Below are 22,149 nucleotides of genomic sequence, written 5' to 3'. Positions count from 1 at the left end.
TTTGTCCAGACAAGCGAATTCATCGAATCTGGACTAATCAATAAGTATAATGATGGTAAGATTCGGGGGGCAGGAATGGCCGAGGTTGGACTTTTGGAATGGGCGGATAAGCAGCCCGACTGGATTAGGGATGCCTTAAGAAGACACGCCGCGCGGCCGGGCTTCAACCTCGAGCAGGAGGATAAGGCCGGTGTAACAGCTCGGGTCCGCCACGTCGGTGGATTTACCGCTGATCTGCCCGAATGCTCTCCGCTCTCGGCGGAGCATTTGAGGGCCAACAGTTCGAACGAGCCGCGCGCGGTGCTTTGCTCACTCGGCCCCGTCAAGCATTTGAACCGCCTCGCCGAAGAGCAGCAACTGCGTTTCGCCACCGATGGCATCACCATTATCTACGGCGACAATGGAAGCGGAAAGAGCGGCTATTGCCGGATCGCGAAGAAGCTTTGCCGTAGTCTGACGGCGGATGATCTTCTTGGCAACGTGTTCGAGATCGGCACCAAACCGCCAGCCGAAGTGCTTGTCCGGTTTCTCGAAGAGGGTGCTACGGAACCGACCCCCATAACCTGGAAGGACGGAACGCTGCCCCCCGCGTCAATTGCACGGATCTCCGTTTTCGACTCCGCGAACGCTCGCCTCTACGTCGATAAGCAAAACCGTATCGGTTTTCTGCCCGCAGCCATCGCGCTTCTCGAAAGCCATGGACGTCACCGCACCGAGCTCGAAGCCGACTTCCGGGAAGAAATCAAAGCGATCGAAAAGAACCTAAAGACACCATTGCCGAGTGGGTACACAGCTGCCGGCGCGGTCGTAAAGCTGCTGGCTCGTCTCGAAATCAAGTCAAAGGACGTGATGCCTTCCGCAGCCGAAATCAAAAACCTCGCTGCCCTCTCAGAGCAGGACATGGCTGATCTCGCTGGCCTCGAACAGGCTCTGGCAAGCGACCCTTCAACGATGGCGACAAAGCGTCGGCGTGCCAAGGCGGCCTTGGAAAAACTGCTGACTGCATCTGAACAGATCGACGCGGCTCTCTCAGCGGCGGCCCTCGAGATTTATCGCAATCTATATGCAACAGCCGATTCTACAGCGCAGGCTGCACAACTTGCCGCCTCAGGAGCGTTCGCGACTATGCCGTTGAGCGGCGTTGGGCTTTCTCCCTGGCGGTATATGTTCGACCATGCACGAGCCTATTTAGCGAGCGTCACTGGCATCGATCATCAGCACTTGCCAGATCAGGAAGGCGATCGTTGCATGCTCTGCCAGGAGCCGATGACGGCGGACGCCGCGGGGCGGATCCAATCCTTCAATGACTTCGTAACGGGCGCCGCAAATAAGGCGGCGCAAGTCGCATCTATTGCCCATGAAGAGGCCCTGCGCCAAATCAAAGGACTCACCATTGCGACCGGGGAGGCGGTTGAGGCGGCTCTCGGAGAGTTTGGCGATCTGTCCGCCGCACGCAAGGCGATGGTGGCCCTGATCTCGGCATATTATGTCGAGGCAGGTAAAAGGCGTGATGCAATTGTCGTTGCGGCTGCGCTGTCCGAGTACGCTGCGTTCCCGCAACTTGCGGCGCCAGTTGCATCGAAACTCCGAACGGAGGCGGAGGCGCTAGAGGCCGAAGCGCTGACGGACGACAAGGCAGCGGCCGACGACGGGAACCGCGCTACCGATCGAGCTCGTCGCGATACACTCAAGGATCGGAAAAAACTGGGCGACGATCTCACCATCGTTCTCGCGCGCTTGGCGAATCTCGAAGAGCGGCGCAAGCTTCTCTCATGCTGCGATGCTGTCGAAACAGGCTCGGTGTCACGGCAGATGACGTCGCTTCGACGAAGCCTCGTCATGCAGGATCTCGAAAAGCGCGTCGTCGCCGAGATTGAGACTCTGGCGTTAACGCACATCCCGTTCGCAGTTAATGATCGTAGTCAAGATGGGCAGAGCTATTTCGAGGTCGGGCTCAACGCGGCAAAAGCGATCTCAAACAGCAAGGTCTTAAGCGAAGGAGAGCAGCGCGCGCTTGCCCTGGCCTGTTTCTTAGCCGAGGTCGGAGGAGACACATCGCGTCAAGGCATGATCATCGACGACCCCGTGTCATCTCTCGACCATGTTCGGATCAGGCGGGTCGCGGCAAGGCTCGTAAAAGAAGCGGCCACAGGACGTCAGATTATTATTTTCACCCATAATCTTCTGTTCTTCAACGAGGTGGTTGACGCAGCTGCGCAGGCCAATCCGCCGATTCCCCTTGTTCGAAACTACATCAACAAGTCCGAATCTGCCGGTTTTGGCTTGATTAGCGAAACTGACGAGCCGTGGATCGCACAGTCTGTCACGAAGCGCATCGAGACTCTCAAGACGCGCCTGAAGAGCTTCGACGGCGCCACTGATTTCACCACCGATGCTTGGCGAAGGTCAGCGAAGGATTTCTACAGCGATCTTCGGGAAACCTGGGAGAGGCTCGTTGAAGAAATCCTGCTCGGTAAAGTCGTCGAGCGATTTAACAGCGATGTCAAGACACAGAGCCTGAAGGGTGTGGTGGTCGAGGACGAAGACCACAAGCGAATCTATTGGGCCATGAAGCGAGTTTCGGAGCGTTCTGGACATGACATGGCGTCCGCCAAGGCCATTCCAGTTCCAACACCAAACGATATGAAGAGCGATCTTGATGGAATTGACCAATATCGTATCGACACCACCAAACGAAAAAAGGATGCCGAAAAGCGCCGGATTGAATTCGAACAGCCTCCCAAGGCGACTGTACTCTAGCCTAATGACTATTGTCGTGTATTACTGGCCCTCACTGGCTTCATCCTGCTGCGCATGCCGGTGTCCGCCTGCCGCGGGCGAAGCCGACGTGACGAGGAAGTATCGCGAGGGCGCCAAGCCATCAATGGCTGTGCGCTCGCTCTTCATCTTGGATTTCAGCGCCGAGAAGCCTGACCGCTGGTAGTGCTTCGCCTGCACAATGTCGCCGCCGGCAAGGGCATGTCGACCATCCATCGCGTCGTCCGGTCCCTCGGGAAAGGCCTCGAAACGCTTGTCGATCTCGCGACCTACGAGGTCGCGGGCCAAATCCTCAAACTCGTTATGGGACAAACTCGAGAAATCATAAGCCATGCGCCCAGATTGAGTGCCCATTTGGTGGGCAGACAAGCAACCGGGGGCACAATTGCGTCGTGCCTCTCCATTACCAACAAAAAGATAAACGCGCTTTCCAGGCGATGCGGTCGGATGATCGTTTCGCGCTTGGCAAAAGCGAACGGATTAGTCTATGGCTCTCGGCGGGGGGGCGAGTTATGCGACGGGTGCGAATCCTTCAAGTAGGCGATATTCACTATCCGGATTGGCATCCTTCCTCTAGCAACATCGATGCCAAGGATAGCAAGTTCGCTCCGAAAATAACGCAGAAGCTACGCGCGTCTTCGCTGCGTGCCGTCTTGACGAAGCTTCGGCGGCTGACGACTTCGAAGCCCTTGGATTCGATCGCCTTCATGGGGGATTTCACGAGCCGTGGCGACAAGACTTTCATTGCTTCGGCATTCCAGCATTTCACGTTGCTCTGCCGCGCACAGGGGCGCAGTTCAAAGGCGCTTCCGTTGATATTCGTACCGGGAAATCACGATGTGAACCGTGATGACGCGCGCGAACTTGGACCGACTGAGAAATTCAGCGAAATGGCGAGTTTAGCCGCCCGCTTGGGTTGGCAGACCGTTCCCGTGGACCAACCCGTGCACTTCAGACTTCCGACAGGATCCGCAGGCGCAAACTTCATCCTCGTCAACACAGCGATAGGCAGTTGGGAGCTTCAGAACCTTCCCGCGTTCCTTCGTGATCGTCTCGAGGCACTCGGTCCTTCTACAGAACCTGTAGATCTCGGCTCGCCGGACACCTCGGGACATTCGCCCGCGACACCTCCCAGCGATCCAGACAAGGAGGCGTCCGACGACGAGTATTACGGTCAGATGGACACGCCATACATCTCGCGTGAGATGCTTGCAGGCCTACAGGAATTGCTCCAGCAGCCCGACATGCGTTACGGCATCATGATCGGCCATCACAATCTGCTGCCACAAAAGACTCCGCGCATTACGCCATACGCGGAGATGCTCAACAGCGGATTTGTCAGAACTCAGCTGCTGCAGGGCAACAAGCCTATCGTCTACCTGCATGGACACATACATGCCGATCCGGTCGAGATCGTCAACGATCCAAGGTTTCCGGACGGCAAATTGATCTGCATCTCAGCACCAGAGATACAGTCAGGTTTCAATGAGCTCGTCTTCTTCACGACCGATCAGGGAGAGCTCGTCGGCATCCGACTTATACCCTACCGCACCAATGTCGCCGACGGGACGGTCATGGAAGGCGAACATTGCTTCATCTCGACTATGTCCAACGGCAAGGCCTTTCTGAACAACGACACGTTTGACCTGATGCGCCGACTGCGCGACCATGCCACCAGGCGCGGGAATGGGTTACTCTTCTGGGACGAGATCACTGAGATTGCCGCCTCCGCCGAGCTCGGGCTAGATTTGGAAGACTCTCTTCTGATGCTCCAAGCGGCGCGCTTCGTCGAGATAGACGGCCTCACGAAGGCAAACTCGGCTTGGCGCATTAAGGTAAGGGACGAATAGAGATGGAGAATCCGTTCGGCCCCAACAGGATCGAGTACGAAAGTCGCCCGATACTGTGGTTCAGTCAGAAGTCGGCCTTGATTTCTGCCGCCGCCAAGCCGGTCTTCGTCGCAGGGACGAGAGGCAGCGGCAAGACCAGTATTCTTCGCTCGCTTTCCACAGTTCATATCCTCGAAGACAAAAGTCTCGCGGACCAAGTCGGCAAGCTCGGCTGGTATGGCGTCTTCTTCCAGCTCAATGAGACATTTTCGCCCCTAATCGACAACGCGGTTCTGAACCTCATTCCGGAGCGGATACGCTTCGACACGGCCGCCGTGATCCCGCGGCAATTCGTAATCTTCTCTCACTATCTGGAGCTGAAGATAGTCGAACGCCTGCTCGAGAGCATCAGCCAGCTCAGACGCGACAGCCACTTGAAATACCGGGCCTCTGAAGATAGGGACGTCGCCTTGGCACTGCATCGCGAAGTGCTGCACTTCATACCCCAACCTGCCCGTCTCGACTTCTTCAGCATAGATGAGCTGCGGGGTGGGATAACCCGGTACGTCGACGAATGCTTCAACGCGTTCTTCTTTGCCGCCGATGAGGGAGCGACCGGCTTCAGAGCGACAGACCCTGGCGCGATCATTAACAAGGTCGCGACCGCGATCACCCCACTTTTAAATGGCCCATCTTTCGCCGGTGACAGGGCGCCCTTCTTCAAGATCCTGATTGACGACTGTGAGGCACTGACACCGCTCCAACAGCAGTTCCTGAACACCTTGGTGAGGAAGACGCGCGGCAATGTGAAATGGGTCCTCGCCTACATCGGCGGCCTTTACGACACGATCCGGACGATCATACCCGGCCAGTCGCTCTCGAATGCTGACCGGGACGTCGAGAATCTTGATTCAGTCGATCCGAGGGAGTTCGCCACGCTGTGCGAGAACGTGTCGTCGCTTCGGCTCTACTATGCGCTTCCTGACCATCTGCGGAGTGATCTCAAGCGCAACGATGCGCTCAGCGCGTTTTCGCTCAAAAACCGGCTGGGGCGGCTTTCCGTCAATGACATCATCGAGCGGGTTATCATATCGGGTCATTCCGAGGGCAGAGAAGAGCTTGTGGCACTCGCTGATGCAGCACGTGAATTCCTCTCCGTGAATTTGAGGACGGCGGATCAGCAGCAATTCCTTCTTGATCGAAAAGCGCGCCCTTATGCCGAAGGGCTGGCGCTCGCGCTCATGAACCCGGAAATCAAGCGCCGGCCCATGAGCAAGGCGGATGCTTCAAATCTGAAGAGGTCGATCGCCCGGAAACAGGGATGGGCTTTTCTGAAAGCGTGCCAGATGCTGCGTCTGCATGACTACCCGTACGTAGGGCACCAGATCATCACATCATTGAGCGACGTCTGTATACGCGATTTCCTTGATATAATGGGAGAGATCTTCCGCCGCAGTGTTCCGAGTTCCAGTGATCCACGAAAACTGGTGGAATTCATCAACTCGGATTTACAGATTCATCTCGAACAGCAGAGACAGGCTGTGAACGCCGCCTCTCAACGGAAGCTTGATGGACTTCAGGCGCTTTCACATCCGTACGAAGAAGAGAGCGTGCGCATGGTGCGGGCGTTGGGTTACCTGACCGCTCGCCTCCAGACAGAGTTTGCCGAAGAAAATGCTCTAGGAACGACAGAGAGAGGCATTTTCAGGGTTGATCTAAAGGAAATGCGCTCGCTGGTGAACCGACTGGAGCAACCCAGCGGAAAACTGGACGAGGTCCTGCGTCGGGCGGAAAGGGATGGGTTTATCCGGGAGGTCTCCGCCGCCGGCAACTTTGAGGTGGACCGCGCCGACCCCGCATCGAAGGAGATGCTGATCAGATTGCATCGGCGATTTGCACCTTACTTCGGGTTCTCCTATCGCGGCCCGTACGAAATCAACACAATCCCTGCGGCGCAGATGGTCGACCTGCTTTTTACCAGGCATCGGCTCCCAGAAGACTGGGCCGACTCGGTGTTTAAGGAGCTCGTCGCGCGGCCCGCACTCAAGACCGAATTCCAGCACTCGCTTTTCGAGAGCGATCTCGAATGACCGCTTCAACTGTCGAGTATCGAGTCTTCGGCCATCTGGCCGTCACTGAGAAGGCGAGAGATGCAGGTACCTGCGAAACGATGGAGGCAGATATCGCGATCGTCGCGCTTGGATGGGAAACGCGTTTCGCCGCGTTCGAAAACCATCTTGACCTGAAGGTCGGCAAAATCGTGGTTCTGGACTTTGCTCTGAAGGAAGCGAACGTCCCAGCCGTCGAAGAAAACCGGCGAAAGCTCATCGCTATGGGTACCCGATGGGGCGTCGAAGTGACTGCGATCACCCTCGAGCCTTCCATCGAGTATCAGAAGAACATCAATCTCCTCGATCACCTGCTCACTCAGATGGCCGCTTCATGTGGCTCATACGAAGGAAGCCTGCGGAAGGTTTTCGTCGAGTGCTCGACGATGCCGCGAATCTTCATCCAATGGCTGATTGCGGTGGCATTCAAGAAAATGTCGATTCAGTCTCTCGAATTCGGGTACGCCGAAGGTATCTACGGGAACGCGATCGGCAAAGAGGATTTTTCCAGCGGCTTGGACCGATACGTCACCGTCCCTCATCTTCAAGGCAGCGGAGGAATGGGCGAAGAGAAAGTCCTGCTCGTGGGGATCGGAGGAGATGCCGACGTATTCTACGGATTGATCGATATCGTCAGTCCGGAACGGATCTCGCTCCTCGTCCCAAGAAGCGAGAAGAATGCGCATATCGATGCTTTGCTCGATCAACAGGTGGCCAAGGTACGTGAAACCCACCGGCTCGAAGATGGCGAAGTTCGCGACATCCAGGCTTTCGGGCTGATGGCCCACCTCGATGCTTTCGAGACGTATCTCGACGGGTTCGGCTCGCGTGCGGTGGTGAACGTTTTTGTCAGCGGCCCGAAGGTTCAGGCCATCGCTGCTGCCGTGCTCGCCTGCTCCGACAGCCGCGTCCATCTCAAGGCACGAATTCCCACCTCCTATGCCCATCGTGAAGTCTCAGCGAATGGGCGGTATCATATCTATAGGCTGATTGACCTGACATCCCCTGCCTGCAGCCTTCCCGGGACGTTCTGACACGATCTTGCATTCGAGTAGCATCATGGTCCCAGTAGCCGTTCCGCCAAGCCTTCAGCGCATGTTCGTGTCGCCCGATCCGGTCGATGGGGGACTAATTCCCACTTAGAAGCTGCTCTACATCAGATCAGGGGAAATGCAGACTGGCAGAATTCCATAATTAGCGACTCAAAACATATACTCAGGCGAGACTGTTTAGCATAGAAATAGTGAGCGCTCTCCAATATGTTAGGCTCTGTCGCAGTAGCGCAACAAGCTCAGTCTTTGGATGGGTGGTATGAGGATGAGACGACTGAATGTGTACAGGCTCAGTCATTTTATCGAGGCTCTCGTTTTTGTCGTAAGCGCGTTCGGTGCGACGTGGCTTACCAGCTTTGTGAACGCGCCATGGTGGGCATATGTGATTATAGCGGCCATCACTATGGGCATGTTCGTAGCCGTGCGTCGGGTCCTTTCTGAGCCGCAACGTATGGGACTCTTGGCACACAACTCGGCAGCGACCTCTGCGTGAACCCAGGCGCCTTGAAAATGTCCCCGATGCGTCCGGATTTTTGGCGGTGATCTTCAATCAAATGCGATGAGCTGCAATTTCTGGCGACGGCCACGCTAAGGGCGGGCCTCCAGCACCATGTTGAACGGTGTCTCCGCGGCGCGACGCAATCGCTTGAAGCCGCCGCCGGTCACAACCTTGCGCAGCCTCGCCTCACCGGCCTGGGCTCCAAGCGCGAGCCCGACTTCCTGCGACACGGATGCGGGCGTGCACACGAAAGTGGAAGCGGCATAGTAAACGCGGCCGACGGGATTGAGGTTCGCCGCCAGATGATCATGCGCGAACGGCTCGACGATCATCCACGTGCCGTCCGGCTTGAGCGATCCGTGGACATGGGTGGCGGCGCCCGTCGGGTCGCCCATGTCGTGAAGGCAATCGAAGAATGTGACGAGGTCATACGTTCCGGGATAGCTCTTGGCGGCCGCCACGTCGAACCGCGTGTTAACGCCGACGCCGGCTACCTCGGCCGCCTTGCGGGCGCGCTCAATCGAGGGGGCATGATAGTCGAAGCCGACGAAGCGCGAATTGGGGAAGGCCTGTGCCATGAGCACGGTCGATGCACCATGACCGCATCCAACATCCGCGACGTCCACGCCGCGTTCGAGCTTCTCGACGACGCCCTCCAAGGCCGGCAGCCAGGAGTCGATCAGATTGGCATTGTAGCCTGGACGGAAGAACCGTTCCGTACCGCGAAACAGACACGCGCTATGATCGTGCCACCCGACGCCCTTGCCGGACTGGAATGCCTGCCTCACCTTTTCTTCATCGAGCCACAGCGCGGACAGGAACTCGAATGCGCCTGCCATGAAGGCCGGGCTGTCTTCATCAGCGAACACCAGCTCTTGCTCGGCGTTGAGATAGAATTTGTCGCTCGCTTCATCGTAGTCGACGTAACCCGCCGCCGCCTGCCCGGAAAGCCATTCCCTTACGAGGCGTTCCTGGGTGCCGGTGCGTGTCGAAAGTTCGGCGGCCGTCATCTTGCCGCCTTCGCGCAATGCCTTAAACAGGCCGAGTCTGTCCCCCAGCAGGACTCCCGCGCCCGTTGCGATCGCACCGAGATCGCCGACCATTTTCCCCAAGAATGCGTCCAACTTTTCCTGATTCGCTTCAGACATCTGAATCTCCCTTTGGGTTCAATCTCTCCAGGCGACGGAGCCGTGCTCGTCATGAGGCGCCTTGAGCATCAGATGCTCGAAGACATGCAGATATCCCCGGCGGCTCATCCGCGCTGCCGATCCTGCACCAGACCATATCGGTGACGAGCGGCGCGGTGGTCGGGAATGACAGCCACCTCCATGCCGTTGAAAAGCAGGAAATCCGTCACTTTGCCCTCGTCGGTAACCGGCGGAGCCGGAGTGGTCGTCACCAGGGCAAGCCCTGTTGCAGCAGGTATCCTTGGGCAGCCTGTCAGAACATCGATGACTCCGGTTGTGGTGCCGGGGCGGGCGATCAGGGGCCAAGTGATTGTTCCGCGGCGGCTGTATGTTGTGGTAAGGTGATCATGCGAACTCTTGTTGGTCGGTCACGTGTTTTGCGGATGACCCGCATGTACTGTGCCAAATGAGAAAACCATTCAAACGCAATCCAGTAGATCTGACTGTATCCGACATTGTCGGAATTTGGACATCGCCGAACGCGAAGCGCTCGGGGCTTGTGACGATACTTGAGCGTGCTGCTTCGGAGGAGGGATGCGCCTCGAACCGGCCGCGAGGCCTTTTTCTGGCAACGGATATTCCGGCCGGGTTAGGCCGCGAGGAAAGCGACGGTGAATAAGAGGTAGAGGACCAACCGTTTTGAGCGGGTAGTTGCCGTGTTGCGCCCCCAGGCAAAGGCCAGCACCACGGAGCAGTATTTCTGGTGGCGATACTACATCGCCTTTAAGTGCCGGTTACCCGTTTTTACCCAGTTGGCCTGGTGCATTCAGAGCGAGGTCGTTGGAAACCGCTTATTGTGGCTATGAGCAAACTCGGGATGGAGGAGTGGACCCAAAAATTGGCAAAATGCCCCAGGGAGGATTACATGGGTCGCTCATTCCCCGTACTCGTTACAGGTGCGCGTCGCTACGCAAACAGCTTGCTTTTGACTTGGCGTTTCTTGCCGTTTCGGCATCGCTCACTAATTCGGCCGCTGCCGACACCGTGAACTGGCGTCAATTCGAAGGGACCAGCATAACTTGGGCCTACGACATCCACCCCTATGCGGATGCTCTCGCTGCGCAACTTTCCGGAGTTCGAGAAGCTGACCCGGCATCAAGGTCACGCCGGAACTCTACCCAGACGATTCTTACTGGAACAAGATGACGATCCAACTGACGACGAAGTCGCCAGCATGGGATGTGTTCGGCACTGGCATTCAGCCCGCGTAGGACCTCGCTCCGAGTGGCGCCTGCTGGACAAATACCTGAGTGATCCGAAGCTTACCGATGCTGGATACGACTACATTCGGACATGATCAAGAAGTGCGCGGCTCCTTCCTTCGCCAATGATAACTGGAACCAGGTCGTGGACGGCATCTCGTCCGGCCGCACCGCGATGACGATCGACTCAAAAATGTTCGGCTTCTGGAACGATGTTGCGGGGAAGCCGGCATCCGGCAAGATCGCCTTCGCTCCGCCGCTGCACGCACCGAGCGCCACGAGCTTGGATTCTGACATCTGGATCTGGGCTCTCGCCATGAACGCGGCTTCCGAAAAGAAGGGCACGGCCTGGCTGTTCATCCCGTGGGCCACCTCCAAGCAGGTGGCGCTCAAGGGTGCCCTTGCTGGCCAGCTCGTCAATCCGCCGCGCACGTCGACCTGGCAGGACGATACCTAGACTAAGTACGCTTCGCAGCCCGAGTTCAACAACTTCGTTGACAGCTTCAAAAAGATACAGGATCAAGCCGCGCTGGCTTTCACACCGCGTGTCGGCTTCGGCGAAGCCATGAACGCATGGGCCGTGGCGATGCAGAAGATGGCAAACGGCGATGACGTCGAGACGACGTTGAGGGCGCTTGCCGAAGAAATCCGCACTGGCCTCTGATCAAAAGGAACAGGGCAGTACTATTGCACTGCCCTGTTCCCGCCAACGGCGGAGATCACGCCGTGTCACCCCAAGCACTTAAACCCAGCGCTGCTTCGCCCGGCCGCGCCGACGATTTTTCTTGGCCGCCAAGGCGGCAGCCTGCGGCCGGGGCCACAACCGAAACGACCACGGCGATCAGTCCGTAAGCTGCCCGGGGCAGCGGAAGGGCGGAAAGCGCCTTCAGGTGGCCGCACAAGTAGGGTCTCGAGACGGACTCAGCGCGGCAGCACGCTCGATCCCATCAGCGCCTCATCGATGGCGCGCGCCGCCTGGCGGCCCTCGCGGATCGCCCAGACGACCAGCGACTGGCCGCGCCGCACGTCGCCCGCCGCATAGAGCTTTTCGACGCTGGTCCTGTAGTCCCGGTCATTGGCCTCGACATTCTTCGAGCGGCGGCTGTCAATGGCGATCTTCATCTGGCCGGCCAGTTCCGACACCGGCCCGCGAGCGGCTGGCCCGGCAAAGCCGATGGCGATGAACGCGAGATCGGCACGAATGACGAATTCGCTGCCGGCGATCGGCTTGCGCTTTTCGTCGACCTCGCAGCATTTGACCCCGGTCAGCTGGCCGTCTTCGCCGATGAACTCGAGCGTCGCCACCTGAAACTCGCGCTCGGCGCCTTCGGCCTGCGAGGACGAGGTGCGCATCTTGGTCGCCCAGTAGGGCCAGACCGAAAGCTTGTCTTCCTTTTCCGGCGGCTGCGGACGGATGTCGAGCTGGGTGACGCGGACCGCGCCCTGGCGGAAGGCGGTGCCGACGCAGTCGGACGCGGTATCGCCGCCGCCGACGACGACCACATGCTGGCCGCCGGCGAGGATCGGATGCGACGGCCACGCCACCGACTGGATCGGTTCGCCGCCGACACGCCTGTTCTGCTGCACCAGATAGGGCATCGCGTCATGCACGCCGCCGAGATCGTCGCCGGGAATGCCGGCCGCGCGCGGCGTTTCGGAACCGCCGCAATAAAGCACCGCGTCATGTTCGGCGAGCAGCTCGGCAACCGGCTTGTCGACGCCGACATTGACGCCGCAATGGAAGGTGACGCCCTCGCCCTGCATCTGCTCGATGCGCCGGTCGATATAGTGCTTCTCGATCTTGAAGTCGGGAATGCCGTAACGCATCAGCCCGCCGGGCCGGCTCTCGCGCTCATAGACATGGACGTCGTGGCCGGCGCGGCCGAGCTGCTGGGCAGCCGACATGCCGGCCGGGCCGGAGCCGATGACGGCGACGCGCTTGCCGGTCTTCTTCTCCGGCGGATAGGGCCTGATATGGCCGGTCTCGTAAGCCTTGTCGGCGATCGCCTGCTCGACCGTCTTGATGGCGACGGGAATGTCCTCGAGGTTCAGCGTGCAGGCTTCCTCGCAAGGTGCGGGGCAGATGCGGCCGGTGAATTCCGGGAAATTGTTGGTCGAATGCAGGTTGCGGATCGCATTGTCCCAGTCGCCATTGTAGACGAGGTCGTTCCAGTCCGGGATCTGGTTGTGGATGGGACAGCCCGTTGGCCCGTGGCAGAACGGAATGCCGCAATCCATGCAGCGCGCGGCCTGTTTCTCGACCTCCTTGTCCGACATCGGCAGCGTGAATTCACGGAAATGCCGGATGCGGTCGGAGGCCGGCTGGTACTTGTGCACCTGCCGGTCGATTTCGAGAAAGCCTGTTACCTTGCCCATAGTCCAGCTCCTGCTGTCCAGATGGCGCGCCTGGCGACGCCCTGCAGCTGGATCAGATGGGGCATCCCGTCCACACATGGGCCGCACCAAGTTGCCCAAAATTCGACTATGTACACTTGCCGGGCTCAAAGCTCGTGAGGGGCTCGCCATGCAGCCAGTTCTCGACTCTAATCGAAGGAGCCGGGGACTCCATCTGCAATACCACGTTGCGGTCCAAAGCTATTTCCAAAGGTTTCTGCACGAGCTGGTTTCCTCTCAGAGACGGCACACGGGTTCAGGGAGGAGCGCATCGCTCGTCTTGCCCCATTAAGTGCAGTCACAGTCACTCAGTCTCAAAAGCCATGCCAACGCGCTCAGCGCGCAGTTAGCGCCCATTGCTTCGAAAAACCTCGTCAGTGCCCAGATGTTGGTTGTAATGAACCTGACATTTGTCTGACGCTGTCAGCTTTTGGACACGCGATCACGCGCTTCGTGCCGCCAGGCCAGGCCGAGCCCTGTGTTGCCAGCGGTCGCTTCGATGATTGTACCGCCCGGCGCGAGCTGGCCACGCTGTTCGGCATTAACGATCATCGACAACGCAATGCGATCCTTGATCGATCCGCCGGGATTTTGGCTTTCGAGCTTGACGAAGAGAATTCCTGACTCCGACGTTGTACCGCTGACCAGCCGTGTTGGAGCTGAAATCAGAGGAGTTCGCCTTGGTGGAGACCTTTCGGACGCAGCGATAGCAGCCATCAACCAGCTTCTTCTAAAACACAAGGTGATCTTCTTCCGCGGCCAGGAGCATCTCGACGATGCGGAGCAGGAATTGTTCGCGCGGCGTCTGGGTAACCTTGTACCTCATCCCACGCAGGGGCCGGCAGCCGGCACGGCCTCAATCCTCAATCTCGATTCCGGCCGTGGCGGTGGCAGGGCAGACCAGTGGCATACCGATGTGACTTTCGTCGATGCCTATCCGAAATTCTCGGTCCTACGTGGCGTCGTCATTCCGGCGGCGGGGGGCGACACGATCTGGTCCAACACGCACGCCGCGTACGAGAATCTGCCGGCGCCGCTCAAAATATTGGCGGACAATCTGTGGGCTATTCATAGCAATGCCTACGACTACGCAGCCGTGCGCCCGCGCGCCACAGCCGAAGAGAAGAAGCACTTCGAGGAAGTTTTCACATCGACGATCTACGAGACCGAGCATCCGGTCGTGCGCGTCCATCCGGAAACCGGGGAGAAGTCGCTGCTGCTCGGCAATTTCGTGCAGCGCCTCGTCGGCCTTTCCAAGAGCGATTCCGCCAAACTCTACGAGGTGTTCCAGTCCTACGTCACTGCCCCGGAAAATACCGTGCGGTGGCGCTGGCAAGTAGGCGACGTCGCTATCTGGGACAACCGTGCTAACCAGCATTATGCGGTCAACGACTATGGCGACCAGCACCGGGTTGTGCGTCGCGCTACGGTTGACGGTGACGTTCCGATCGGCGTCGACGGTCGCCGCAGTATAACCCATGTCAAGGCAGCCAAGCCGGCGGCGAAGGCAGCCTGACCGTCTGAACAGGGTAAAGATGAAAACTTCGTATCGCCGCGGCCATATCGCGCTGCTTAACCGCCCCACAAAGCCTTATGATTTCCGAGAAGCAAGGCGAGTTGCGGGCTCGAGGCTTGGCCCGAAATCGAGGTCCTGCAGCGTGGCGCATGGCTCGAGTCGCTGCTCGTGGCCCCGCTGCAGCGGTACAGGTCCCCCACCGCCCCACCATCTCGCCCGCCCTGCACCTCGGATAGCGATCATTCACCGTTTGTTCATTATGATAGCGCACGATCATAACTGGACATGCTGGTAGCTCGTACATGCCTGAAGGCCCTGCGCGCCGACCCAGCGCCGGGGCCTTTTTACTTCCGCAAAATCGATTCCAGCAACGCGGGCACTTCGCAGGATGTCGGAATCCCGCGCTTGCGATGATACGCCGTACAGCGAATTGCGCGAGTCAAACGAATTTGGGTTTCTCAAATATAGAATCGTCGATACCGATCCTGATGGATCGAGCCTCGACGACGAAGTCAACCATCTTCAAACGGAATTATTCAACATTGCCGAGAGCTCCCGGTGTGCCGTCGAAGCCGACATTGGGGAGGTCAGCGGTCACCAACGATCATGGTGATCGCCAGCATCTTTCGTATTCACATAACCGTCGGCCTTGTACTTTCCCGAGGCCATGACATGAGTGGGTCTTCCAAGCACCGATTTGGCCCGGTAGGATTTGCAGGGGGCGCGGACAAGCGGATGAACAAACGGAATGATGCCGGAAAACTGCGCGCGCCTGCTGGGATTTAGCCGACCGTCGATAGGAACATAGCCCTGGTCGACGGCTTTCTGAAGGGCAAGAGTTTCGCCGACCTGGCTCAGGAACATGGCTTGTCGACAACGAGGGTGCGCCAAATCATCGAGAAGGCCGATCGGCTCGTGGGCGGCGCATTCAGACCAAGACTGAAACGTCCAACGCCTCGCCTCGGTCCGATTTCATGGTCGACTATCCCTATGTGTGCAAATGGCCGAGAAGCACCGGCTGGGTAGCGTCACGCCGCATCATTCTTTGCGGAGCTGGAGCGCGCGGGATCGCTGGAGCGGCTGGTGAAAGCGGTTGCCGGGGCGCACAACACGTGAGCTGGCGCCTCGTGTGGCAAAAGGAGAGGGCGAGAGCCCATGGCCTGCAATGAAGCGATCAAGCATTGCGATCGTGGAACCAAGCTAGTCGACCATCCGGACCGCGGCCTTCAATGCCAGCTCGCCTTGGAATCGGCCTTCCAGGAATTGGCTGAGCGCGCAGCGGAATCCGGCTGGACCGAGGAGATAGCCACGCGCTCCTCGAACTCGCCGGCGCGCGCCTCAGGAGCGACTCCGCCAATGACAGACTGAGAGGACGATTAATCGTGCCAGGGCAACGAGAGAGCGGCAGGTTCAAGAAGCTTCGCCTGAACCGATAGGAACGTCGCTGCGCCAATAAAATTGGCGGTGAAGGCTGACCGCGGCCGAGTCGGGCAAGCGAGCGAAGTGCTGAAATAAGGGCGTGAGAATCCAAGACATCGTTTGTAGAGAGCATCGAGCTTCGCGAGATTGTGGTACAGGATCGACCGCAGGTGTTCTCGCAGCGCTCGCAGAACCCGGGATTCTTCCGCGGCACCCGCCAAGGCGAAGAACGGTCAGAGTTGCACGATAACGTTTAAAAGCGAGCCTTCCTCCGAAAGTCTGCGCGCGCAGTTCCACGGTCCGATGCGCTTTCATAGCTATTCCAATCGCCGCGCCCATCCTCTCCCGGATCAGGTCCAGCGGGTCTGCAGTGCATGCGCCCCCAAAGTGGACGCCATTGGGCCGGGTGAACCGGGCTCGATTGCGCGCCGAAGGCCCGTTCCAGGCCCGGAAATCCGGGTCCGTCAGGGCGAGCGCGTGCGGGTCGAGGTAGAGAACGGCCTTGCCGAGAAAACGACCGTGCACTGGCATCGCGTGCGTGTGCCACATGCCATGGATGGCGTGCCTCACCTCACGCAGAAGCCCGCGAAAAGGCAACGGAAGATCTAGCATTTATGGGGGAAATGTTTTTTCGGAGTGCTTGACCCGCAGGAAGGGCAGGGCATGACTGCCTATCGCCCGACCCGGCCGGCCGCACTCATGACCGGCTGGGCTCGGTTAATCCTGCATGCCGCGCCCATGAGGTTGCGCTCTGTCGGGAGTGCGTCGAGCACAACGACGAGATGTAGTTCACGATCTTTGAAACGCGTGTCAACCATCCAAAGTGTGGATGCCTTTCATCGAAACAAACGATTTCATCAATGTTCTGGAATCCTGCATGGGCAGAACAGAAACCGCCCGAAAGGAGATTTTTCATGCGCTCTACCGGGCAGTGGAGTGCTGGGAAAGGGAGTTGCAACTGACCGGGTCCGACTTCTTCCGAGTCTATGGACAGACTGGGAGACGCGCACGGTGTAGCGGCTCACATCGTCATACTGCACCTACGCCACACACCGGCCGGACCTGATCCGGCTTTATGAGCATTGGGCTTTGTCAGTTGCCCAAGCGTGATGGCTTTCGCGACGCGGCGCGCCTCAGGAACTGAGCCGCGTCCAGGTCGAAACGCGGGAAAGAAAGACAGGAAACAGAATGGCCGATCAATTCGCAACGGACGTCATTGCCCTGATCAAGAAACGCGCCGAGTCGGAGAGCGGTGAGGGAATGCCTGCGTCATTCGTCGGCGAGATAACAATCGCCACGGAACTGGACGCGCTCGGGTTTGATTCGCTGGGTTTGGCGGACGTCNTCTGGGATGTGGAGCAGGCCTACGGCATCAAGATCGACATGAACACGGCCGATGCCTGGTCCAATCTCAAGAATGTCGGCGACGTCGTGGAAGCCGTCCGCGGCTTGCTTGCGAAGGAGGCTTGAATGGACAGGCGCGTCGTTATCACCGGAGTGGGCGGCCTGTGCGGACTGGGCACCGACGCCGCCTCTATGTGGAAAGAGATGCGCGAAGGCCGCTCCGCCATCGGCCCGATCGCCAATTCCGAGCTTCATGACCTGGAGGGCATGACCGGCGCTGAGATCAAGGCGCTGCCCCAGCACGACATCAACCGGGGGCATCTCATCTCCATGGACCGCTTCAGCTTGCTCGCCGTGCTTGCAGCGCGCGAAGCCATGCGGCAGGCCGGACTTTCCTGGGACGAGGGGAATGCCCATCGCTTCGGCGCGACAGTGGGCGTCGGATTTACCGGTTCATACGCAACAGAACAAACTTACCGCTCACTGCTTTTGGGTAGCGCAATCCGTGCTGAACTCTTCACTGGAGTAAAGGTGATGCCCAGCGCCGCTTCCGTCCATCTTAGCTTGAGCCTCGGCTTGCGCGGGCCGGTCTTCGGGGTGACCTCCGCATGTGCCTCGGCCAACCATGCGATCGCCTCGGCGGTGGACCAGATCAAGCTGGGCCGGGCCGACGTAATGGTTTCCGGAGGCAGCGACGCACCCTTCGCATGGGGCGTGCTGAAAGCATGGGAAGCAATGCGCGTGCTTTCACCCGATACCTGCCGGCCCTTCTCCGCCGATAGGAAGGGCCTGGTGCTGGGCGAGGGTGCGGGCATGGCCGTGCTGGAAAGCTACGAGCATGCCACGAGGCGTGGTGCCACAATTCTTGCCGAGATCGCCGGCGTCGGCCTTTCCGCCGATGCCTTCCACATTGCCGCGCCATCTGTCGAGGGGCCAGCGTCGGCGATGCGCGCCTGCCTTGCCGATGCCGGGCTGAATGCCGAGGACGTCGACTACCTCAACGCGCACGGCACCGGTACCAAAAGCAATGATCAGACTGAAACGGCGGCGATCAAGCGTGTGTTTGGAAACCACGCTTATTTGATGTCCATCTCTTCCACCAAGTCCACGCACGCGCATTGCCTCGGCGCAGCGAGCGCGCTTGAAATGATCGCCTGCGTGATGGCAATCCAAGAGGACGTCGTGCCGCCGACCGCCAACTATCGCGAGCCAGATCCCGCTTGCGACCTCGACATCACACCCAATGTGCCGCGCGAGCGCAAGGTGCGCGTCGCCATGAGCAACGCCTTCGCCATGGGCGGTACGAACGCAGTTCTGGCATTCAGGCAGGTGTAGAAGCCATGCAAGACGCCTCATTTGAGGTCACCTGTCGTATCTAGCTGCTTGCCGGACCACTATGTGAAGCGAGCGCTATTGGCTGCCTCTGCGATGCGGGAATTGGCAGCGGACGTCTCACGATCAAACAGGCATCTGCTTGTAGAATTCTTTTAATCGTGAAGCGGCGCGAGTGCGCTATCCGTTGAGGTGAGCAAGGCCGGCGCCCTGGGTGAGCGCTGGTGTCGGGTGGTGGAAAGTACAGGGGGAGCTGTGTGGCCCCCTCTTTCTCGGCCTCGACGATGTGCGAAGGAGCCTGTGCGGCGAACGGGCCGACGCCCCAGGCTCAGAACCTGGGCGAACCTAACTCCCGCCAAAGGACAGCCCAGAGCTGGATACACGAAAGAGATACTGAACCCGCGAATCAGATTCTGATCAATCGTCGTGTCTGAGCTCCGCTCGGCTCTTACGGAGATAATCGCGCGGCCCGGCAACGGCCGCGCGTGCCGCGGGCGTGAGCTTTGCGCTTCGTCAGAAGTGCCTCGAGCGTGACGACGATAATTGACCAGCCATATGGAACGCATTCGCCCAGTTATCCAAAGCGTGGATACCTTTCATCTAAACAAAGGATTTTACCGTTTTTGCTGCAGGTCCCATAGAGGCGCTTCAAGTTGGAAAGATAGGTAGTTCCCATGGTTGCGTTGGATCCGAGGAGCATCATCTGGTGTGCGGGGCGCACAAAGTCAGTCGCATCTGCATTACGGCTTGGTCTTTCGGCGGTCTCCACAAGTTACGCCCCGTTGGTGCGATGCCAATTATTTAACCAATGCTTGGACATTTATCTCAACCAGACAGCTCCAAGGTGAGGTCTTCCATGCGCCCGAATGTCGATTGGAAGTTGTGCTGGGAAAATGAGCTGCAACTGGCCGACCATGTCGAACTCTCCGACTTTTTTCGAAAGACCTATGGACGGACTGGCGCCTTCAACGCGGAGCCATTCGAAGGCGGCCGCAGTTGGGCCGGCGCGAGGCCGGAATTCCGCGCAATCGGCTACGACGCGCATGGGGTAGCGGCTCACATCGGCATGCTGCGGCGCTTCATCAAAGTTGGCGAGGTCGACTTGATCGTCGCTGAATTGGGCCTGTACGCGGTTCGTCCGGATCTTGAAGGGCTCGGAATCGGTTTTTCGATGCGCGTGGCGTACCCAGTGCTCCATCAGTTGGGTGTTCCATTCGCTTTCGGCACGGTTCGGCACGCGCTGCGAAACCATGTCGAAAGATTCTGCAGAGCCGGCCTCGCGAACATTGTGTCGGGCGTTCGCGTACGATCGACCCGTCCAGATGTGCATCCCGACCTGCCGCCCACGCGCCTGGAAGACGTACTCGTGTTGGTTTCGCCGATCGGACGCTCGATGGACGAGTGGCCGTCCGGTACCCTGATCGACCGGAACGGTCCGGAACTATGAAGCCTCTGGACTACATATGCGAAGGGCAGAGTGACAATGCCGATGGCACTGCAGAGCGCAGCGTCTATCTGACGTTTGACGATGGTCCCAATTCATTTTTCACACCGCAGATACTCAATGTGCTGGCGCAACATCAGGTGACGGCGACCTTCTTCGTTGTTGGGGCCTACGCGGCCGACGAGCCGGAACTCGTTCGCCGAATTATTACAGACGGGCACGGTATAGCCAACCACACGATGACTCATCCGGACCTGGCCAAATGCGGGTCCGTCGAAGTCGACTGCCAGATAGTTGAGGCAAACAGAGTCATAGGGATGGCTTGCCCGCAGGCCATGGTTCGGTACTTTCGTGCACCGTATGGCATCTGGACCGAAGAAGTAATCGCTGCATCAGCGGGTGCGGCATTGGCGCCCGTCCATTGGTCCATTGATCCACGCGACTGGTCTCGCCCCGGCGTTGACGCCATCGTCGACAGAGTGCTCGCCGATATCCGGCCGGGCGCAATCGTGCTGTTGCACGACGGGTGCGCTCCCGACGAATTGCAACCAGGCAATCAAGCCAGTCTGCGCGACCAGACGGTGACAGCGTTGTCACGCCTAATTCCAGAATTGCACGGCCGCGGATTTGTAATCCGATCACTTCCTCAACACCCCTGAACAAACAGAGATCCTATGGACCTTCTCACCACAGCCAGTACTGTTGCCGTTTCGTCTTATGCGGTGCTCTCGACTGTTTACAGAGGCATGCAAGCGGTCTACTCCCAACCGGAAAATGTTACGCCGCCGTCGGAAAGCTTGTTCGGATCCGACCGTTGGCCGAGCGTGGATGTCATTATCCCCTGCTACAATGAGGACCCGCGCACACTCGCGGCGTGTTTAGCTTCCATTGCAAATCAAGATTACGCCGGAACATTTCAGGTCTATCTGGTTGACGACGGTTCTGGAAATCGTAATGCCGTCATCCCGGTACATCACGCCTACGAGGGCGACCCGAGATTCAATTTCATTCTGCTCCGCGAGAATGTTGGCAAACGCAAGGCGCAGATCGCCGCCATCCGCCGCTCATCTGGAGATTTCGTGCTCAGCGTCGACTCTGACACGACACTTGCGTCCGACGTCATCACAAAGCTTGCAGTAAAAATGCGGGATTCCATGGTCGGAGCGGCCATGGGCCAGCTGACGGCATACAACCGCAGCGACACTTGGTTGACCCGATTGATCGATATGGAATACTGGCTGGCTTGCAATGAGGAGCGCGCGGCGCAAGGTCGCTTTGGTGCGGTCATGTGCTGCTGCGGCCCATGTGCAATGTACCGCCGGTCTTGTCTCCTTTCTCTGCTGGATCAATACGAGACGCAGCTGTTCAGGGGGAAACCAAGCGACTTCGGTGAAGACCGTCATCTTACGATCCTCATGCTGAAAGCAGGCTTTCGAACCGAGTACGTTCCAGGTGCCGTCGCGGCGACAGTCGTTCCGGACAAGATGGGACCTTATTTGCGCCAACAACTCCGCTGGGCACGAAGCACCTTCCGGGACACGATGCTTGCGCGAGGTCTACTGCGTGGCCTGGATCGCTATCTAACTTTGGATGTGATGGGAGAGAATCTCGGCCCATTGTTGCTCGGCATCGCGGTAGTAACGGCGCTCGGTGAGCTACTATTTTCACATACAGTAAATTGGTGGACGGTGCTGGCTATTGTCACGATGACCATAATCAGATCTACGGTGTTATCTTTCCGCACTCGGCAGCTTCGATTCATCGGCTATTCAATGCACGCGTTAATCAGGATATTCCTGTTGATCCCCTTGAAGGCTTACGCCCTGTGTACATTGAGCAATAGCGATTGGCTGTCGCGTAAAAGTGTTCCCCTGCCCAACAGGAGCACAAAGGAAATCACAAGCGCGATGCCGCTTGCCGGAGCAAATGCTGCGGGCAATTCTGGAATTGCGGAGTCACTTCATACTGCAGATCTTTCGCTCACAGCTGGTGAAGTCTGACGGCCTTGCAGCGCCGAGTGACCGAGTAAGTTGTGTCAGTCGACA

General features: G+C 58.5%; 15 protein-coding genes and 5 pseudogenes. 12 read left to right on the top strand and 8 right to left on the bottom strand.

The features are described from left to right. The first annotated feature begins 75 nt into the window (after positions 1-75). On the top strand, positions 76-2,760 hold the full coding sequence (locus EN818_RS18960; protein WP_126063811.1) for an AAA family ATPase: 2,685 nt from the start codon (positions 76-78) through the stop codon (positions 2,758-2,760). Between the two features lie 21 nt (positions 2,761-2,781). Here the strand turns inward: EN818_RS18960 and EN818_RS18955 are convergent, their stop codons facing one another. Further along, positions 2,782-3,111 carry a hypothetical protein gene (locus tag EN818_RS18955; protein ID WP_186815491.1) on the bottom strand — a complete coding sequence of 110 codons (330 nt, stop codon included), beginning with the start codon at positions 3,109-3,111 and terminating at the stop codon, positions 2,782-2,784. Between the two features lie 59 nt (positions 3,112-3,170). On the opposite strand from EN818_RS18955, the gene EN818_RS18950 reads away from it, so the two are divergent. The 3 genes from EN818_RS18950 to EN818_RS18940 are packed head-to-tail and all read left to right on the top strand — an operon-like array spanning position 3,171 to position 7,749. Beyond that, positions 3,171-4,628, top strand: a complete 1,458-nt coding sequence (locus EN818_RS18950; RefSeq protein ID WP_126057628.1) for a metallophosphoesterase — start codon at positions 3,171-3,173, stop codon at positions 4,626-4,628. A 2-nt stretch (positions 4,629-4,630) separates the two neighbouring features. Then, on the top strand, positions 4,631-6,697 hold the full coding sequence (locus EN818_RS18945; RefSeq protein ID WP_126057629.1) for a hypothetical protein: 2,067 nt from the start codon (positions 4,631-4,633) through the stop codon (positions 6,695-6,697). Beyond that, complete coding sequence (locus EN818_RS18940) at positions 6,694-7,749, top strand: hypothetical protein (protein WP_135905045.1); 1,056 nt, start codon at positions 6,694-6,696, stop codon at positions 7,747-7,749. The genes EN818_RS18945 and EN818_RS18940 overlap by 4 nt, the downstream gene beginning before the upstream one ends. A gap of 606 nt (positions 7,750-8,355) precedes the next feature. Here EN818_RS18940 and EN818_RS18935 read toward each other — a convergent pair. Together EN818_RS18935 and EN818_RS18930 are read right to left on the bottom strand one after the other, a co-directional pair. Then, positions 8,356-9,414 (bottom strand): class I SAM-dependent methyltransferase, encoded by a 1,059-nt coding sequence (locus EN818_RS18935; RefSeq protein ID WP_024504268.1) that lies wholly within the window; start codon positions 9,412-9,414, stop codon positions 8,356-8,358. 57 nt (positions 9,415-9,471) lie between these two features. Continuing rightward, a pseudogene (locus EN818_RS18930) lies at positions 9,472-9,692 on the bottom strand (insulinase family protein); the annotation flags it as partial. A gap of 1,054 nt (positions 9,693-10,746) precedes the next feature. On the opposite strand from EN818_RS18930, the gene EN818_RS33680 reads away from it, so the two are divergent. Next, on the top strand, positions 10,747-11,112 hold the full coding sequence (locus tag EN818_RS33680) for an extracellular solute-binding protein (RefSeq protein WP_245454714.1): 366 nt from the start codon (positions 10,747-10,749) through the stop codon (positions 11,110-11,112). A 464-nt stretch (positions 11,113-11,576) separates the two neighbouring features. Here the strand turns inward: EN818_RS33680 and EN818_RS18920 are convergent, their stop codons facing one another. The 3 genes and pseudogenes from EN818_RS18920 to EN818_RS33675 all read right to left on the bottom strand — a co-directional run. Beyond that, a complete protein-coding gene (locus tag EN818_RS18920; protein WP_024504270.1) occupies positions 11,577-13,031 on the bottom strand; it encodes a glutamate synthase subunit beta in 1,455 nt (484 codons plus the stop codon). A 41-nt stretch (positions 13,032-13,072) separates the two neighbouring features. Continuing rightward, positions 13,073-13,236 (bottom strand): annotated as a pseudogene (locus tag EN818_RS18915) (thioredoxin domain-containing protein); the annotation flags it as partial. Positions 13,237-13,511: 275 nt separating this feature from the next. Then, positions 13,512-13,718, bottom strand: a pseudogene (locus EN818_RS33675) (pyridoxal-phosphate dependent enzyme); the annotation flags it as partial. Between EN818_RS33675 and EN818_RS18905 the strand changes: the two are divergent. Next, a complete protein-coding gene (locus tag EN818_RS18905; RefSeq protein ID WP_127389303.1) occupies positions 13,624-14,565 on the top strand; it encodes a TauD/TfdA family dioxygenase in 942 nt (313 codons plus the stop codon). The pseudogene EN818_RS33675 and the gene EN818_RS18905 overlap by 95 nt on opposite strands. A 594-nt stretch (positions 14,566-15,159) precedes the next feature. On the opposite strand, the gene EN818_RS32740 is transcribed toward EN818_RS18905, so the two are convergent. Next, positions 15,160-15,429, bottom strand: a complete 270-nt coding sequence (locus EN818_RS32740; protein WP_024504272.1) for a hypothetical protein — start codon at positions 15,427-15,429, stop codon at positions 15,160-15,162. Positions 15,430-16,422: 993 nt separating this feature from the next. Between EN818_RS32740 and EN818_RS18895 the strand changes: the two are divergent. Next, positions 16,423-16,569, top strand: a pseudogene (locus EN818_RS18895) (multicopper oxidase domain-containing protein); the annotation flags it as partial. 104 nt (positions 16,570-16,673) lie between these two features. On the opposite strand, the pseudogene EN818_RS33670 reads toward EN818_RS18895, so the two are convergent. Beyond that, a pseudogene (locus tag EN818_RS33670) lies at positions 16,674-16,802 on the bottom strand (LysR family transcriptional regulator); the annotation flags it as partial. A gap of 370 nt (positions 16,803-17,172) precedes the next feature. On the opposite strand from EN818_RS33670, the gene EN818_RS18890 reads away from it, so the two are divergent. The 5 genes from EN818_RS18890 to nodC all read left to right on the top strand — a co-directional run bounded on the left by EN818_RS18890 (position 17,173) and on the right by nodC (position 22,104). Then, on the top strand, positions 17,173-17,454 hold the full coding sequence (locus EN818_RS18890; protein WP_135906540.1) for an acyl carrier protein: 282 nt from the start codon (positions 17,173-17,175) through the stop codon (positions 17,452-17,454). After that, positions 17,455-18,663, top strand: coding sequence for a beta-ketoacyl-[acyl-carrier-protein] synthase family protein (locus tag EN818_RS18885; RefSeq protein ID WP_126057631.1), 1,209 nt, complete (start codon positions 17,455-17,457; stop codon positions 18,661-18,663). A gap of 853 nt (positions 18,664-19,516) precedes the next feature. Then, complete coding sequence (locus EN818_RS18880) at positions 19,517-20,107, top strand: NodA family N-acyltransferase (RefSeq protein ID WP_024505875.1); 591 nt, start codon at positions 19,517-19,519, stop codon at positions 20,105-20,107. Then, a complete protein-coding gene (gene nodB, locus EN818_RS18875) occupies positions 20,104-20,763 on the top strand; it encodes a chitooligosaccharide deacetylase NodB (protein WP_126057632.1) in 660 nt (219 codons plus the stop codon). The genes EN818_RS18880 and nodB overlap by 4 nt, the downstream gene beginning before the upstream one ends. A gap of 15 nt (positions 20,764-20,778) precedes the next feature. Beyond that, the gene (gene nodC / locus EN818_RS18870; protein WP_032899868.1) at positions 20,779-22,104 is read left to right on the top strand and encodes a chitooligosaccharide synthase NodC; all 1,326 of its coding nucleotides are present in this window, start codon (positions 20,779-20,781) and stop codon (positions 22,102-22,104) included. Positions 22,105-22,149: the final 45 nt, after the last annotated feature.

The organism is Mesorhizobium sp. M3A.F.Ca.ET.175.01.1.1, from assembly GCF_004791945.1.
Lineage (GTDB): Bacteria > Pseudomonadota > Alphaproteobacteria > Rhizobiales > Rhizobiaceae > Mesorhizobium.
This window is presented reverse-complemented; position numbering and strand designations above follow the sequence as displayed.